The 15,223-nt window shown below is 73.1% G+C and carries 14 protein-coding genes; 7 read left to right on the top strand and 7 right to left on the bottom strand.

Annotation, left to right across the window (positions count from 1 at the left end):
• Nucleotides 1–2: 2 nt before the first annotated feature.
• Both ACIGNX_RS23730 and glgB read left to right on the top strand, forming a co-directional pair.
• The gene (locus tag ACIGNX_RS23730) at nucleotides 3–1,343 is read left to right on the top strand and encodes an aminoglycoside phosphotransferase (RefSeq protein WP_396542872.1); all 1,341 of its coding nucleotides are present in this window, start codon (nucleotides 3–5) and stop codon (nucleotides 1,341–1,343) included.
• Nucleotides 1,340–3,595, top strand: a complete 2,256-nt coding sequence (gene glgB / locus ACIGNX_RS23725; protein WP_396542871.1) for a 1,4-alpha-glucan branching protein GlgB — start codon at nucleotides 1,340–1,342, stop codon at nucleotides 3,593–3,595. Before ACIGNX_RS23730 ends, glgB begins: the two co-directional genes overlap by 4 nt.
• Before the next feature lie 105 nt (nucleotides 3,596–3,700).
• Here glgB and ACIGNX_RS23720 read toward each other — a convergent pair whose 3' ends face one another.
• Nucleotides 3,701–4,459 (bottom strand): ArsR/SmtB family transcription factor, encoded by a 759-nt coding sequence (locus ACIGNX_RS23720; RefSeq protein WP_396542870.1) that lies wholly within the window; start codon nucleotides 4,457–4,459, stop codon nucleotides 3,701–3,703.
• A gap of 107 nt (nucleotides 4,460–4,566) precedes the next feature.
• Here ACIGNX_RS23720 and ACIGNX_RS23715 point away from each other — a divergent pair, with 107 nt between their 5' ends.
• The 3 genes from ACIGNX_RS23715 (at nucleotide 4,567) to ACIGNX_RS23705 (ending at nucleotide 8,679) form a co-directional block, all read left to right on the top strand.
• On the top strand, nucleotides 4,567–5,778 hold the full coding sequence (locus ACIGNX_RS23715) for an MFS transporter (RefSeq protein WP_396542869.1): 1,212 nt from the start codon (nucleotides 4,567–4,569) through the stop codon (nucleotides 5,776–5,778).
• A gap of 26 nt (nucleotides 5,779–5,804) precedes the next feature.
• Nucleotides 5,805–7,181, top strand: a complete 1,377-nt coding sequence (locus tag ACIGNX_RS23710; RefSeq protein WP_396542868.1) for a neutral zinc metallopeptidase — start codon at nucleotides 5,805–5,807, stop codon at nucleotides 7,179–7,181.
• 61 nt (nucleotides 7,182–7,242) lie between these two features.
• Nucleotides 7,243–8,679 carry a neutral zinc metallopeptidase gene (locus tag ACIGNX_RS23705; RefSeq protein ID WP_396542867.1) on the top strand — a complete coding sequence of 479 codons (1,437 nt, stop codon included), beginning with the start codon at nucleotides 7,243–7,245 and terminating at the stop codon, nucleotides 8,677–8,679.
• A 67-nt stretch (nucleotides 8,680–8,746) separates the two neighbouring features.
• Here ACIGNX_RS23705 and ACIGNX_RS23700 read toward each other — a convergent pair whose 3' ends face one another.
• Genes ACIGNX_RS23700 through ACIGNX_RS23690 form a run of 3 tightly spaced genes read right to left on the bottom strand, consistent with a single transcriptional unit; the run spans nucleotide 8,747 to nucleotide 10,947 of the window.
• Nucleotides 8,747–9,730 carry a co-chaperone YbbN gene (locus ACIGNX_RS23700; protein WP_396542866.1) on the bottom strand — a complete coding sequence of 328 codons (984 nt, stop codon included), beginning with the start codon at nucleotides 9,728–9,730 and terminating at the stop codon, nucleotides 8,747–8,749.
• Nucleotides 9,727–10,617: a hypothetical protein gene (locus tag ACIGNX_RS23695; protein ID WP_396542865.1), complete on the bottom strand. Its 891-nt coding sequence runs from the start codon at nucleotides 10,615–10,617 to the stop codon at nucleotides 9,727–9,729. Before ACIGNX_RS23695 ends, ACIGNX_RS23700 begins: the two co-directional genes overlap by 4 nt.
• A gap of 27 nt (nucleotides 10,618–10,644) precedes the next feature.
• Nucleotides 10,645–10,947 (bottom strand): MTH1187 family thiamine-binding protein, encoded by a 303-nt coding sequence (locus ACIGNX_RS23690; RefSeq protein WP_396542864.1) that lies wholly within the window; start codon nucleotides 10,945–10,947, stop codon nucleotides 10,645–10,647.
• A 41-nt stretch (nucleotides 10,948–10,988) separates the two neighbouring features.
• On the opposite strand from ACIGNX_RS23690, the gene ACIGNX_RS23685 reads away from it, so the two are divergent.
• A complete protein-coding gene (locus tag ACIGNX_RS23685) occupies nucleotides 10,989–11,492 on the top strand; it encodes a MarR family winged helix-turn-helix transcriptional regulator (protein WP_077009514.1) in 504 nt (167 codons plus the stop codon).
• 54 nt (nucleotides 11,493–11,546) lie between these two features.
• Complete coding sequence (locus tag ACIGNX_RS23680; protein WP_396542863.1) at nucleotides 11,547–12,599, top strand: phosphotransferase; 1,053 nt, start codon at nucleotides 11,547–11,549, stop codon at nucleotides 12,597–12,599.
• On the opposite strand, the gene ACIGNX_RS23675 is transcribed toward ACIGNX_RS23680, so the two are convergent.
• The 3 genes from ACIGNX_RS23675 to ACIGNX_RS23665 all read right to left on the bottom strand — a co-directional run bounded on the left by ACIGNX_RS23675 (nucleotide 12,581) and on the right by ACIGNX_RS23665 (nucleotide 15,137).
• Nucleotides 12,581–12,904: a DUF3817 domain-containing protein gene (locus ACIGNX_RS23675; RefSeq protein WP_396542862.1), complete on the bottom strand. Its 324-nt coding sequence runs from the start codon at nucleotides 12,902–12,904 to the stop codon at nucleotides 12,581–12,583. The genes ACIGNX_RS23680 and ACIGNX_RS23675 overlap by 19 nt on opposite strands.
• A 278-nt stretch (nucleotides 12,905–13,182) precedes the next feature.
• Nucleotides 13,183–14,226 carry an ABC transporter permease gene (locus ACIGNX_RS23670; protein WP_396542861.1) on the bottom strand — a complete coding sequence of 348 codons (1,044 nt, stop codon included), beginning with the start codon at nucleotides 14,224–14,226 and terminating at the stop codon, nucleotides 13,183–13,185.
• A complete protein-coding gene (locus ACIGNX_RS23665) occupies nucleotides 14,223–15,137 on the bottom strand; it encodes an ABC transporter ATP-binding protein (RefSeq protein ID WP_396542860.1) in 915 nt (304 codons plus the stop codon). The genes ACIGNX_RS23670 and ACIGNX_RS23665 overlap by 4 nt, the downstream gene beginning before the upstream one ends.
• Nucleotides 15,138–15,223 lie beyond the last annotated feature (86 nt).

The raw sequence follows: 15,223 nt of genomic DNA, 5'->3' as shown, positions 1-15,223 counted from the left end.
ACGTGACCGAACCGCACGACCTGGTCGACAAGGTGATGGCCGAGCTGCCCGGGTGGCTGCCCGCGCAGCGCTGGTTCGGCGGCAAGGACCGCCCGGTCACCTCCGTGCGCCCGCTGCGCACGGCCGTGCTGCGCGCCGCCGACCCGGTGCTGGTGCACCTGGTGGTGGAGGTCGAGCAGCCGGACCGGCGCGAGCCCTACCAGCTGCTGGTCACCGACCACGCGGACAACCACGACGCCACGCAGGTGCCGGAGCTGACCGGCGCGCTGCTCGACCTGATCGCCGAGGGCGCCGAGGTCGAGTGGCTGAGGTTCGCGCGCGAGCCGGGCGTGGAGGTCCAGACCGGGCTGCGCGGCCGGCCGATCACCGCCGAGCAGTCCAACACCTCGATCGTGTACGGCAGCCAGTACATCCTCAAGCTGTTCCGGAAGCTGACCTACGGCGAGAACCCGGACCTGGTGCTGCACCGGGCGCTGCGCCAGGTCGGGTGCGAGCACATCGCCCAGCCGCTCGGGTCGATCACCGGCAGGCTCGACGGGCAGACCACGACCGTCGGCATGCTCCAGCAGTTCCTGCCCGACGCGGTGGACGGCTGGGCGATGGCCACGACCAGCGTGCGCGACCTGATGGCCGAGGCCGACCTGCACGCCGACGAGGTGGGCGGCGACTTCGCCGGCGAGGCGCAGCGGCTGGGCCAGGCCGTGGCCAGCGTGCACGCGGACCTGGAGCGCGCCCTGGGCACGCAGAACGCCGACGCCGACGACATCGAGCGGACCGTGCGGGCGATGGTCGCGCGGCTGGACGAGGTGGCCTCGGCGGTGCCGGAGCTCCAGCCGTACGTGCCCGCGCTGCGGGCGGCGTTCGAGCAGGCCAGGAACACCCGGGACGCGGTGGCCGTGCAGCACATCCACGGCGACCTGCACCTGGGCCAGGTGCTGCGGACCGTGCACGGGTGGCTGCTGATCGACTTCGAGGGCGAGCCGGGCTCGCCGATCGCCGAGCGCACCGCGCTGCGCTCGCCGCTGCGCGACGTGGCGGGGATGCTGAGGTCGTTCGACTACGCGGCCCACCAGCTGCTGGTCGGCCAGCCCGAGGACCACCAGCTGACGGTCCGGGCGCTGGAGTGGGCGCGGCGCAACCGGGCGGCGTTCACCGAGGGCTACGCCGAGGCGGCGTCGGACTCGGTGGGCGACCCGCGGGAGCGCGGTTACCTGCTGCGGGCGTTCGAGCTGGACAAGGCCGTGTACGAGGTCGCGTACGAGCACGCGAACAGGCCGGAGTGGTTGACGGTCCCGTTGTCGTCGATCGCGCGGATCACTGGAGAGGGAGCGGTGCAGTCATGATCTCGCCCGAGGACGTCGACCGGCTGCTGGCCGGGGCGCACCACGACCCGCACTCGGTGCTCGGCGTGCACCACGTCGCGGAGGGCGTGGTCGCGCGGGCGCTGCGGCCGGGTGCGACGGCGGTGGCGGTGATGGCCGGTGACAAGCGGTTCGAGCTGGACCGGGTCACCGACGGGCTGTTCGAGGGCGAGCTGCCCGAGCACCCCGGTGACTACCGGCTGGAGGTCGAGTACGGCGACCGGGTCGTCGAGGTGGACGACCCGTACCGGTGGCTGCCGACCGTCGGCGAGCTGGACCTGCACCTGATCGGCGAGGGGCGCCACGAGCGGCTGTGGGACGTGCTGGGCGCGCGGGTGCGCACCTACGACACGCCCGGCGGCACGGTCTCGGGCGTCTCGTTCGCCGTGTGGGCGCCGACCGCGCGGGGCGTGCGGGTGTGCGGCGACTTCGACGGCTGGGACGGGCGGACGAACCCGATGCGGTCGCTGGGCTCGTCCGGCGTGTGGGAGATCTTCATCCCCGGCGTCCCCGAGGGCACCCGGTACAAGTTCCGCATCCTCGGCCGGGACGGCGGGTGGCACGAGAAGGCCGACCCGATGGCGTTCGCCACCGAGAGGCCCCCGCACACGGCGTCCATCGTCACCCGGTCGACGCACGAGTGGGGCGACGAGGCGTGGCGGGCCAAGCGGGACGCCACGCAGTGGATCAACGCGCCGATGAGCGTGTACGAGGTGCACCTGGGCTCGTGGAAGCCCGGCCTGGGCTACCGGGAGCTGGCCGAGCAGCTGGCCGACTACGTCGTGGACGCCGGGTTCACCCACGTGGAGCTGATGCCGGTGGCCGAGCACCCGTTCGGCGGGTCGTGGGGCTACCAGGTCACGTCGTACTACGCGCCGACCTCGCGGTTCGGCTCGCCCGACGACTTCCGGTACTTCGTGGACGTGCTGCACCAGCGCGGCATCGGCGTGATCATGGACTGGGTGCCCGCGCACTTCCCGAAGGACTCGTGGGCGCTGGCGCGGTTCGACGGCAGCCCGCTGTACGAGCACGCCGACCCGCGCCGGGGCGAGCACCCGGACTGGGGCACGCTGGTGTTCGACTTCGGTCGCAACGAGGTGCGCAACTTCCTGGTGGCCAACGCCCTGTACTGGATCGACGAGTTCCACATCGACGGCCTGCGGGTCGACGCGGTGGCCTCGATGCTGTACCTGGACTACTCGCGGCAGGAAGGGCAGTGGCTGCCCAACCAGTACGGCGGCCGGGAGAACCTGGACGCGGTCCGGTTCCTGCAGGAGCTGAACGCGACCGTCTACAAGCGCCACCCGGGCGTGGTGATGGTGGCGGAGGAGTCGACGGCGTGGCCGGGCGTGACGCGGCCGACGCACCTGGGCGGCCTCGGGTTCGGCTTCAAGTGGAACATGGGCTGGATGCACGACACGCTGCACTACCTGTCGCGCGAGCCCGTGCACCGGTCGTTCCACCACAACGAGATCACGTTCTCGCTGGTGTACGCGTGGAGCGAGAACTTCGTGCTGCCGCTGTCGCACGACGAGGTCGTGCACGGCAAGGGGTCGCTGTGGCAGCGGATGCCCGGCGACGACTGGAACAAGGCGGCGGGGCTGCGGTCGCTGCTGGCGTTCATGTGGGCGCACCCGGGCAAGCAGCTGCTGTTCATGGGCGGCGAGTTCGGGCAGCGCGACGAGTGGTCGGAGAGCCGGTCGCTGGACTGGCACCTGCTGGACTCGCCGCTGCACGGCGGGTTGCGCCGGCTGATCGCGGACCTGAACCGGGTCTACACGGGCACGCCCGCGCTCTACAGCGCCGACAACCGGCCCGAGGGGTTCCAGTGGATCGACGCGAACGACTCGGCGGGCAACGTGCTGAGCTTCCTGCGGGTCGGTGAGGACGGGTCGCTGCTCGCCTGCGTCGCCAACTTCTCCGGGATGCCGCGCCGCGACTACCGGGTGGGCCTGCCGGTGACGGGCCGGTGGCGCGAGGTGGTGAACACGGACTCGGAGGCCTACGGCGGGTCCGGGGTCGGCAACCTGGGCTCGGTGGAGGCCGAGGAGCACCCGTGGCACGGCCGGCCGGCGTCGGCGGTGCTGCAACTGCCGCCGGCGGGCGTGCTGTGGTTGACGCCCGAGGTCCCGGAGCCCGTGTTGACGGAGGAGGACCGGGTGAGCGTCGAGGGGCCGGTCGACCCGGACGACCTCGACCCCGCGCCGGACCGCACGGCGCTGGACAACACCTGATCGACGAGCACGGGGGTCCGCCGGTGGGCGGACCCCCGTGCCGTCTCAGGCCCGCAGGTCTCAGGCCCGCAGGTCTCAGGGCCGCCCGTCTCAGGGCCGCCCGTCTCAGGGCCGCCCGTCTGTGGGCCGATCGTCCGTGGGCCGATCGTCCGTGGGCAGGGCGAACGTCGGCAGCAGCTCGGGCAGGCGGGCGGCGCCCCGCTCGGTGACGAGGAGTTCCCTCGTGCCCTCCTGCCGGCGGACCAGGTCGTCGGCCACCAGGGCGTCGAGGACGAGCCTGCCCAGGTCCCCGCCGAGGTGCGGGACGCGGTGCGTGCGGTCCAGGCAGGCCAGGGCCAACCGGCGGCGCGGTGCGACGGCGGCCGGGTCCACGCCCAGGCGGTGCAGGGCGGTCGGGTCCGGACCGGGTTCGAGTTCGCCGGCGCGGCCGTCGGGCGGGATCAGCGCGCCGGAGTCGACCAGGGTCGCGAACACCGAGATCCCCAGGCGACCGGCCGCGTGGTCGTAGCACGTGTGGGCGACGTCGACCGGCGAGGACGCGCGCCGCGGCGCGGCGAGGCCGTCCTGGTGGGCGTAGCGCGCCAGCGCGGTCAGCACGTCGGCGAGGTCGGCCCGGGCCACCCGGTAGACGGCGTGCCGACCCGCGTGCTCGACGGTGACGAGGCCGGCGGCGCGCAGGCGGGCCAGGTGGTTGCCCAGCCGCGGCGGCGAGACGCCCATGGCGTCGGCGAGCTGCACCATCGTGTGCGGGCCCTCGGCGGCGAGCAGTTGCAGCGCGGTGAGCCGGACCGGGTCGGACAGCTCGCGGGCCAGCGCGACGACCGACGCCTGGACGGCGTTGCCGGAGTCGACCCATCCCGCCACGCGACCAGCCTATCACCCTTCACGATGTCCTGAACTCCCGTTGCACGGCCGCCGCACGAGCGTTACGGTTCACCCACCATTCACGTGATCATGAAGGGTGAGTGCCGATGGGGCTGCGCGTGCTGCTGTGGGGCCGTGGCGTCTCGGCGCTCGGCGACGGCCTCTGGTTCACCACGTGGGCGTTGTTCTTCACCCGCGTGCTCGGGTTGCCGCCGACCGCGGTCGGCGTGGGCATGGCGGTGGCCGGCGCGGCGGGCCTGGTCGCGGCGGTGCCGCTCGGCGCGCTGGCCGACCGGTTCGACCCGAGGCCGGTGCTCGTCGCGATCACCGTCGTGCGGGGGCTCGCCATGGCGTCCTACCTGGCCGTGGACGGCACGTGGTCGTTCCTCGCGGCGACGGTAACCTTCACCGCGCCGGCCAACGGCGGCAACGCCGTGCGCACCGCGTTGATCACCGGCCTGGTGCCCGACAACGCCGCCAGGGTGCGGGCGCTGGCGCGGCAGCGCGTGGCCCAGCACGTCGGCTACGCGGTCGGCGCGGGACTCGGCGCGCTGGTGCTCGCCGCCGACGACCCCTCCGCCTACGCCCTGGCGATCACCGGCAACGCCGTCACGTTCGGGGTGCTCGCGGTGTCGGTCCTCGCGGTGGGCAAGCCGTCGACCGGGCCGACGCCCCGCGCCCGGGTCATGCTGCGCGACCGCCCCTACCTCGCCGTCGTCGCCACCACGTCGGTGCTGTCGCTGTGCTGGGCGATGCTGTCGACCGGCCTGCCGCTGTGGCTGTCGCGGTCGACCCACCTGCCGCTCGCCCTCGGCGGCGCGGTGGTGGTCCTCAGCTCCGCGGGCATCGCCGTGTTCCAGGTGCCGTTCGCGCGGTTCGCCCGCACCCCCGCCCAGGCCGCGCGCACGGCCGTGCGGTCCGGGGTGGTCCTCGCGGCGAGCTGCGCCCTGCTCGCGACGACGGCGGGCGGTTCGGGTGCGACCGGCATCGCGCTCGTGGTCGCCGCGGCGGTGCTGCACGTCGTCGGCGAACTGGGCTACGTGGCCGCCAACTGGGGCCTGTCGGTGGGCCTCATGCGCGACGACGCCCGCGGCGCGTACCAGGGCGTGAACGAGGCCGCCACCGCCACCGTGCAGCTGTTCGGGCCGGCCGTGTTCACGGTCGCGGTCGGCGGGTCCGGCGTGGTCGGCGGGTCCGGCGCGGGCGGCTGGCTCGCCGTGGCCGCGGTCTTCCTGGCGGCGGTCGCGCCCGTGCCCGCGCTGACCGCGTGGGCGGCGCGGACCCGGACGCCGGCCTTCGCGTCGAACTCGACCCGGTAGGGGTCGGCGGCAGGCACAATGGGCCAATGCGGCTCGTATCGGCTCGGCTGGTCCTGCTGTCGGCGGTCCTGCTCACGGCCAGCGCGTGCGCCCAGGTGGTACCGGGCAAACCGCTGGCGGGCGCATCGGTCACCAAGGGCACGGTCGACCCGGGCTTCATCAAGGGCACCGACGGCGGCCCGATCGACCAGCTCGCGGCCACCGCCGTCACCGACATCGACGAGTTCTGGCAGGAGGCGTTCCCGGACGCCTTCGGCAAGCCGTGGAAGCCGGTCGGGGGCGGCATCTACTCGGTCGACACCTCCGACCCGTCGGCCGACCCGCCGCCGTGCACCGAGAAGGCGAGCGACGTCGAGGGCAACGCGTTCTACTGCCCCAGCGCCGACGCCATCGCCTGGGACCGGGCCGCGCTGCTGCCCGTGCTCAAGGACCGGTTCGGCGACGCGGCCGTCGTCATCGTGCTGGCGCACGAGATGGGCCACGCCGTGCAGAACCGGATGGGCATCACGCCGGAGGCCGAGCGGCGCGAGCCGCAGCGGTACCCGACGATCCTCACCGAGGCGATGGCCGACTGCTTCGCGGGCGCGTTCACCAAGTGGGTCAACGACGGCAGGTCCGAGCACCTCGACATCGGCTCCGACACGCTGGACGCGGCGCTCGGCGCGCTCATCACGTTCCGCGACCCCGTCGGCACCTCGCCCAACGACCGGGCCGCGCACGGCAACGCGTTCGACCGCGTGTCCGCGTTCCAGGACGGCTACCAGCAGGGCACGGAGTTCTGCGGGGCCATGACGGTCGACAACCGGGTCTTCACCCAGCAGGCGTTCACCAACGCCGACGACCGCGACCGCGGCGGCAACCTGCCGTTCGACGAGATGCTGCAGAACGTCACCCCCGACCTGAACGCCTACTACAAGGGCCTGGTCGAGCAGTCGGGCGGCAAGTGGACCGACCCCAAGGCCACGCCCACCGAGGACGAGCCCGACTGCTCCGGCGACCAGGGGCCGGTGGCGTACTGCCCGGCCGACAAGGCGGTGGAGATCGAGGTCAAGGCCGACCTGCCCGAGCTGCACGCGGAGATCGGCGACTACGCCACGGGCGTGCTGCTGGCCAGCCGCTACGGGATGGCCGCGCTGGCGGCGACCGGTGCCGACCTCGACGGCGAGCGCGCGGCGAGCGGCGCGCTGTGCCTGGCGGGCGCGTACACCCGGGAGGTGTTCACCCGGCAGAAGGGGTTCGGCCTGTCCCCCGGCGACCTCGACGAGGCGGTGCAGGTGCTGCTGGCCTACGACTACGCGGCGCGGGACGTCACCGGCGCGACGGCGCTCGAACCCGGGTTCAAGCGGGTCGAGGTGTTCCGCGGCGGCGTCTTCGAGGGCACCAAAGCGTGCGGTTCGCCCTGATCGGGCGGGCCGGCCAAGTAGGGTGCGGCTTGGATCGGCACGACCGGGATGGGGCTGGGGAATGGCTCGACGGGCATGGGTTGCGGCGGCGCTCGCCACCGCGCTGGCGGTGACGGGGTGCACCCGGGAGGTGAGCGGGCACGGCCGCTCGGAGCGCCCGGACATCACCAAGGTCGCCGGGCTCGACATCACCACCGGGGAGAGCGGCGCCAAGCCCGGCGTGCCGGACGCCGACCTCCAGGTGGAGAACGGCGACGGCGGCGAGATGGACCGGTTGGCCACCAACACGCTGGCCGACGTGGAGGAGTACTGGACCGAGCAGCTGCCCGCCCGGTTCGGCAAGCCGTTCGCGCCGGTCAAGCGGCTCGTCTCCTACGACTCCACCGGCAAGGGCGTCGAGATCTGCCGCACCAACACCGCGGGCGTGGCGAACGCGTTCTACTGCTCGTTGGACGACTCGATCGCGTGGGACCGCGGCGAGCTGCTGCCCATGCTGGACGACGCGTTCGGGCCGATGTCGGTGGTGACCGTGCTGGCGCACGAGATGGGCCACGCGATCCAGTACAAGCTCGGCGAGGTCGGCGGGGTCAACCAGGCCACGCCGTCGATCATCAAGGAGCAGCAGGCCGACTGCTACGCGGGCAACTTCTTCCGCTGGGTGGCCGAGGGGAAGTCGAAGCACTTCCGCATCTCCACCGGACCGGGGCTGAACCAGGTGCTGGCGACGATGTTCTTCATCCGCGACGCGGCGGGCACGTCGGCCGACAAGCAGGGCGCGCACGGCAGCGCGTTCGACCGGGTGGCGGCGTTCCAGTTCGGGTTCGCGGGCGACCCCAAGCGGTGCGCGGAGATCGACGAGGCCGAGATCAAGGCCCGCATCACGCAGCAGAAGTTCGACGCCCGGGACCAGGACACGGGACAGGGCAAGGGCAACCTCAAGGTGGACGACCAGCGGTCGCTCGACCTGCTGGAGGAGTCGCTGCGCGCGGCGTTCAAGGACGCCGCCGCCACCCCGCCGACGTTGTCCACCAAGGCGGGCGCGCAGTGCGCCGACGGTGGCGACACCTCGCCCGCCGCGTACTGCCCGGCCACGAACTCGATCTCCGTCGACCTCCCCGACCTGGTGAAGATCGGCACACCGCCCAAGCGCGGGCAGAAGGGCGGGATCGGCGACTTCGCCGCGTTCGCCGAGATCGCGTCGCGGTTCGCGCTGTCGATCCAGAAGGCCACCGGGTACGGGCTGGAGGGCCCGGCGGCCGGCCTGCGGACGGCGTGCCTGACCGGGGCGTGGGCCGGGACGACCGACCAGGGCGGGTCGAAGCTGCGGCTGTCCTCCGGTGACCTGGACGAGGCGGTGGCCGAGCTGCTGGCCGACAAGAGCCTGATCGCGGCGGACGTGAACGGGACCGTGGTGCCGTCGGGCTTCGCGCGGGTGGAGGCGTTCCGCGACGGCTTCTACCAGGGCGCCGGGCTCTGCACCCGGAAGTACGCGGGCTGAGCGCGCGTCGACGGGATCACCGTTCGCGGTGATCCCGTCGATGTCGTGTGATCGGTACGGGTGGGGATCAGTACAGGGCGCTGGCCAGGTTGCGGCGGGCCTTGGCGACCCGCTCGTCGTCCGGCGGGAACAGCTCGAACAGGCCCACCAGGTGCTCGCGGACCTGGTCGCGCTCGTCGCCGAAGACCCGGCGGACCGTGTCGACCAGCCGCTTGAACGCCTGCTCCACGTCGTTCGTCGCCAGCTCCAGGTCGGCCGCGGCCAGCTGGGCGGCCACGTCGCCGGGGTTGGCGTCGGCCTTCGCGATCGCGTCGGCGGGCACCGCCTCGGCCCGCGCGGTGAACCGCACCTGCGCCAGGGCCGCCTTCGCCTCGGCGTTCGCGGGTTCGGCGGCCAGGATCGCCTCGTAGGCGGCCTCGGCGGCGGCGAAGTCGCCCTGCTCGAACGCCTCCTCGGCGGCCGTGAAGCGGGGGTCCTCCGGCTCGGCGACGGGCTCCGCGCCGGCCGCGCCGCGGTTGGCCTCGGCGGCCTTGATGCCCGGCAGCCGGTCGCGCAGGGCGTCCAGCAGGCGGGTGATCCACTGGCCGAACTCGGCCTCGGGCAGCGGCCCGGCGAACGCGTCGATGGGTTGGCCGCCGGCGATCGCGACCACGGTCGGCACCGACTGCACGCCGAACACCTGGCCGATGCGGGGGCTGGCGTCGAGGTCCACCCTGGCCAGCAGCCAGGCGCCGCCGCCGGCCCGCGCGGCGCGCTCCAGCACGGGCGAGAGCTGCCCGGCCTCCGGGCTCCACGACGCGGTCAGCTCGACGACGACCGGGACGTCCAGGGAACGCTCGACGACCGACTGGAACGTCGCCTCGGTGACGTCCAGCACCCACGGGCTCGGACCGGCGTCCGAACCCCCACCGGAGCCGGAACCGGGCGACGGGGACGGGGTGGCGGCACGCTGCCTCGCGGCGTCGGCCCGGGCCTTGAGCGCGCCCAGGTCGACCGCCCCGGACAGCGCGGCGGACAGTGCGGCGGTCTTTCGGGGGTCTGGCCTTGTCACGCTTCCATCCTGGCACGAGTCGAGCCGCGCGCCGCGTTCGGCCGGCCGGGGAGTTGCCCGACCGGGTCGATCGCCATCGGGTTGATCCGCATCGCGTCGTTCAGCCGGCCCAGGCGCAGCGCGACCGGGGTCATCAGCTCCGCGAAGCGGGCGGTGCCCGCCCGGCCCAGGACGTCCCACGGACGGGTGGCGGCCGCGTCGGTGCGGCGCTCGACCTCCTCGCGCAGCGCGCGGCCGGCCGGCGTGAGGCCGCCGTCGACCAACCCGCGTTCCACCAGGGCCGCCTCGGCCGCCCGCCACTCCTCCTCCGACCAGCCGCGCGCCGCGCGCAGGTAGGCGGGGTCGAGGCCGTGGTCCGCGCCGAACAGCACCAGCGCCTCGCACGGGCCGAGGTCGGCGGCCACCAGGGCGGCGACGTGGCCGTCACCCCGGGACTCCCGCAGCGTCGTGCACGCCTGCCACAGCGCCAGGTGCGGCTCGTCGGGCACCGGCAGCGCGCGGTTGGCCGCGCCGAGCACCCGTCCCGCGATCGGGGCGGCCTCGGCGGCCTGCCCGGCCAGCTCGGCGGCCTCGGCGAGGTCCAGGCTCTCCAGCATCCGCCGCAGCGCGCCGTCCACGCCCTCCAACCGCGCCTGGAGGAACCTCTCCGGACCGGCGACGTCCCACGCGTCGGGAAGCGCGCGGGCCACCCTGCGCGGGTGGAAGTTGAAGAACGCGGCGGTCACCACCTCGGGCGGCACCGCGCCCAGCGGGGCCGCCCGCTGGGCGAAGTAGCCCATCCAGCCGCCCCGGCACCCGAGCGCGTCGGTGACCGCCCGCGACTCCGGCGTGAAGTACGTGACGTCGTGGTAGGTCTCGAAGCGCAACCAGAGGTCCCTCGGCTCCATGCGCCCCGATTTTAGTTGGACATCCGACTAATCATCGGTCGCCAGGTGCTGCTCCAGCCGCTCGACCTTGGCCGTGAGCTGCCCCGTCCACCCGGGCCGGATGTCGGCCTTGAGCACGAGGCTGACCCGGGGCGCGGTGGCCTGCACGACCTCCGCCGCCCGCTTCACCACCGCCATCACCTCGTCCCACTCGCCCTCCACCAGCGTGAACATGGCGTTGGTCTCGTTGGGCAGGCCCGACTCCCGGACCACCCGCACGGCCTCGGCGACCGCCTCGGCCACCCCGTCGGACTCCCCGCCGAGCGGGGTCACGCTGAACGCGACGAGCACTACTGCCTCCTGGTCCGGGTACCCACTGGTAGCTTCGGCGCATGACGTCCCAGCCGCTGCCGTTCGACCCCATCGCGCGCGCCGCCGAGCTGTGGGAGAAGCGGATCGGACCGTCGACGGCGATGGCGGCGGTCACCAGCGTCATGCGAGTACAGCAGATCATCCAGTCCGCCGTGGACGCCGCCCTCAAGCCGCACGGGTTGACGTTCGCGCGGTTCGAGGCGCTGGTGCTGCTGACGTTCGCCCGCACGGGCAGCCTGCCCATGCGCGTCATGGGCGAACGCCTCCAGCTGCACCCGACGAGCGTCACGAACATCGTGGACCGGCTGGAAGCCGACGGGCTCGTGCGCCGCAACCCCCACCCCACCGACCGGCGCACCACCCTCGTCGAGATCACCGAGGCCGGGCACGCCCGGCGCGAGGCCGCCACCGAAGCCGTGACGAGCGTCGAGTTCGGCCTGCGCGGGCTGACCGACCGGCAGACCGAGCAGCTCACCGACCTGCTGGCGAAGGTCCGCCGCGCGGTGGGCGACTTCGAGGACTGACGCCCGCCGAAAACCGGTCGCCACGGCCGTGCGGCGGCGGCCGCGCTGCACCACGTGCGGGAGGTCGGGGCTCTGGTGGTGGTCGGCGGCCGGTACGTCGGCGAGGCCGCGCCGTTCACCGTGGACAGCCCGTGGTGGAACGACGTCGAGCCCATGACCGCGCACCTGGATCGGGTGCTGGGCGTGACGACGAGCGTGCTGCGGCTGGTCGGGAGCACGGCGCCGGCGATGCGCGACGGCGTGGTGACCTACCAGGTGGAGGCCGACCGCGTGCCGGAGCGCGGGCTGTCGTCCGGGGAGCCGCACGCGTTCGACGAGCACCCGTCGCGGCTGCCGTGGGCGCGTCCGGGCGGTCCGGCGGAGCTGGTGGCGTGGGCGCGGCGGCACGTCGAGGTGACCGGGCCCGCCGTGCGGGTGAAGACGTGGAACCTGTCGTGCCTGTACCGGCTGCCGACCGCGGCCGGGGACGTGTGGGCGAAGGCGACACCGCCGTTCCTGGCCGACGAGGGCGAGGTGATCCGGCTGGTGGCGTCGGTCGACCCGTCGTTGACGCCGGGGTTGCTCGCGGCCGGGCCGGGGAGGGTGCTGCCGGCGTCGGCGCCCGGCGCGGACTGCCGGCGGCCGGACGTCGCCGCGGTGGAGCGGGTCGTGCCGCAGTGGGTGGCCGTGCAGGCGGCGTTGGCGGGTGAGCCGCGCCTGCGGGTGCGCGGTGCGCGTTCGCGCGGGGTGCGGGTGCCGGACTTCGGGTTGCCGGACTCGCTGCTGCACGGCGACTTCCGCCCGGGCAACTGGCGGTCCGGCGGGGTGGTGCTCGACTGGGGCGAGGCGCACTGGGGCCACCCGGCGCTGGACGCGGCGCGGCTGATCGCGTTCGTCGCGCCCGCGTTCCGGCCGGCGGTGGAGCGGGTGTGGGTGCGGTCCCGGCTGCGGCACCGCCCGTTCGGCGACCCGGCGGGTGCGCTGCGGCACGCCCGGCCGGCGTCACACCTGCCGGCGGCGGCGGCGGTGTACCAGGAGTTCCTGGACAACATCGAGCCCAGCGAGCGCGTGCACCACCTCGGCGACCCGGAGGCGGAGCCGGCGCTCGCTCAGTCGTTGGCGGTCTGAACTTCGTTGCGCTCGTCCAGGCGGCCGGTGCGGCTCGCCCACCGCTCGAAGACGACGGTGCCGAAGGGCGGGATGCTCGCGACCAGGCCGAGGAGCAGCGTCTTGCGGTCCCAGCGGTGCGCGAGCATCAACGTCACCAGCACGTAGCCGACGAAGACGGCGCCGTGGACCGGCCCGAAGACCTTCACGCCGATCTCGTTGCCCACCACGACGTACTTGAAGAACATGCCGATCAACAGACCGGCCCACGACACCGCCTCGGCGAGTGCGAGCAACCGGAACCGACCAACCGCGCTGCTGAACATGCCCCCATTGTGCTCACGTGACCCCCCTCACCCCTCCCCCACCCCGCGCGAGAGTCCAACCTCCAGCCATCGAGAGTCCAACGTTCGAACCGCGAGAGTCCAACACCCAGGACGCGAGAGTCCTACGTTCAGACACCCTGAGTTCAACACTCAGCACAGGCCCGGTCGCTCCGAGCGTTGAACTCAGGGGTCCCGAACGTAGGACTCTCGGCGCCTGAACGTAGGACTCTCGGCGCCTGAACGTAGGACTCTCGGCGTCTGAACGTAGGACTCTCGGGTCAGTCCTCCCAGCGGAAGACCTTGGCGGCGATGGCGGAGACGACCAGGGTGAAGGCGATCAGGACGGTGGCGGGGAGGACCAGGGCCTCGACGCCCTTGCCCCGCACGAGGACGTCCAGCATGCCGTCGTTCATGTGGCGCAACGGGAAAACGTTCGACACCGCCCGCAGCCACGCGGGGGCGTTCTCGACCGGGAAGAACGTGCCCGACAGGAACGCCATCGGCATGATGATGATGTTCGCCGCACCGGACGCCGCCTCTTCCGTCTTGCAGAACGCGCCCACCAGCATCCCGACCGCGAAGAACGCCACCGTGCCCAGCACCAGCAGCGGCAGCGCCAGGTACCACTGACCGGTCAACTTCAACCCGAACGCCGGCAGCAGCGCCACCGCCACGAACACCACGCCCTGCGCCAACGCCGTGCCGATGCTCACCAGCACCCGCGACGTCAGCACGGTCGTCGTGCTCACCGGCGCGAGCCGGATGCGCCGCAGCACCTGCTTCTTGCGCCACGACACCATGGTCAGCGCCGCGCCGAACACCCCCGAGATCGACACCGCCCACGACAGGATGCCCGGTGTCAGGTACTGGATCGGCTTGAGCGAGGCGTCCTCGACCGACTCCGCCTCCAGCGTGAACCGCGGCGGCACGTTCGCCGCACCCAGGTTGATCTTGTCGACCACCCCGGACACGATCCCCGTCACGGTCCCCGCCGCCACCTGGTCGCTCGCCGCGTAGACCAGCCGCACGGAGTCGCCCTCCAGCACCACGGCGGCGGGCAGGTCGCCGTCGTCCACCTTCCGCCGCGCGGTCGCCGCGTCGTCGTACCGCTCCAGCTCGATCGCGCCGGTCTGCTCCAACGCCGCCAGCACGGGCCCGTCACCCACCGCCGCGACCTTCGTCTTGTCCTCGCCCGAGTCGCCGAGCAGCAGGCCGAACACGACGAGGAACATCAGCGGGAACAGGAAGACGAAGAACAACGTCATCCGGTCGCGCAGGAAGCCCTTCACCATGGCCGCCGACAGGCTGCGGAACGCGGTCATGCGCGGTACTCCCGTCCGGTCAGGTCGAGGAAGACGTCCTCCAACGTGGCGGTGCGCACCTGCAACCCGTCCAACGTGCCGCGCTCGGCGAGCGCCGACAGCACCGGCGCGGGCCTGCGGGTGGAGATGGTCAGCGACACCTCGTCCTCCTGGGCGTCCTCGACCCCGGTGATGCCGCGGGCCGCCTCACGGGTCAGCACGCCCTTCTGCAGCACCACGTGCGTGGGCGCGTCGAGCCCCCGCACCAGCGTCGCGGGCGCGTCCATGGCGAGGATGCGGCCCCGGTCCATGATCGCCACGCGGTCGCAGAGGATCTCGGCCTCGTCCAGGTAGTGCGTGGTGTAGACGATGGTCTTGCCCCTGGCCTGGATCTCCCGCAGCACGTCCCACAGGTTGCGCCGCGCCTGCGGGTCCAGCGCGGCCGTCGGCTCGTCCAGGAAGACGAGGTCCGGGTCGTGCACCAGGGCGCACGCGATCGACAACCGCTGCCGCTGGCCGCCGGACAGCTTGTTCTCCTGCACGCCCGCCTTGTCGGTCAGGCCGACCAGCTCCAGCATCTCGTCGGCCCGGCGCGAGCTGACGCCGTACAGCGACCCGAAGGTCTGCAACTGCTCGCGGGCGGTCAGCTTCTCGAAGAAGCTGGACGCCTGGAGCTGCACGCCGATGCGCGGCAGCAGCTTCGGGTTGCGCGGCCACGGCTCCTCGCCCAGCAGCGTCACCCGGCCGCCGTCGGGCCGGCGCAGCCCTTCGACGATCTCCAGCGTGGTGGTCTTGCCCGCGCCGTTCGGCCCCAGGATGCCGAAGAACTCCCCCTCGGCGACGGTGAACGAGACGCCGTCCACCGCCTTCAGCTCGCCGTAGTTCTTCCTGATGTCGGCAACCACGACGGCCGGTATGCGTGCCCCTGTCATGGGCTGGACGGTAAGCGCCGCAACGCGTCCGCGGTGCCGCTTCGGCCCAGTAGCGACCGAAGTGGACGACGATCGAGACTTTCGAC

The organism is Actinosynnema sp. NPDC053489 (genome assembly GCF_044544865.1).
In the GTDB taxonomy this organism is placed as follows: Bacteria; Actinomycetota; Actinomycetes; order Mycobacteriales; family Pseudonocardiaceae; genus Actinosynnema.
The sequence above is the reverse complement of the archived record's forward strand: the minus strand, read 5'-3'. Positions and strand labels throughout refer to the sequence as shown.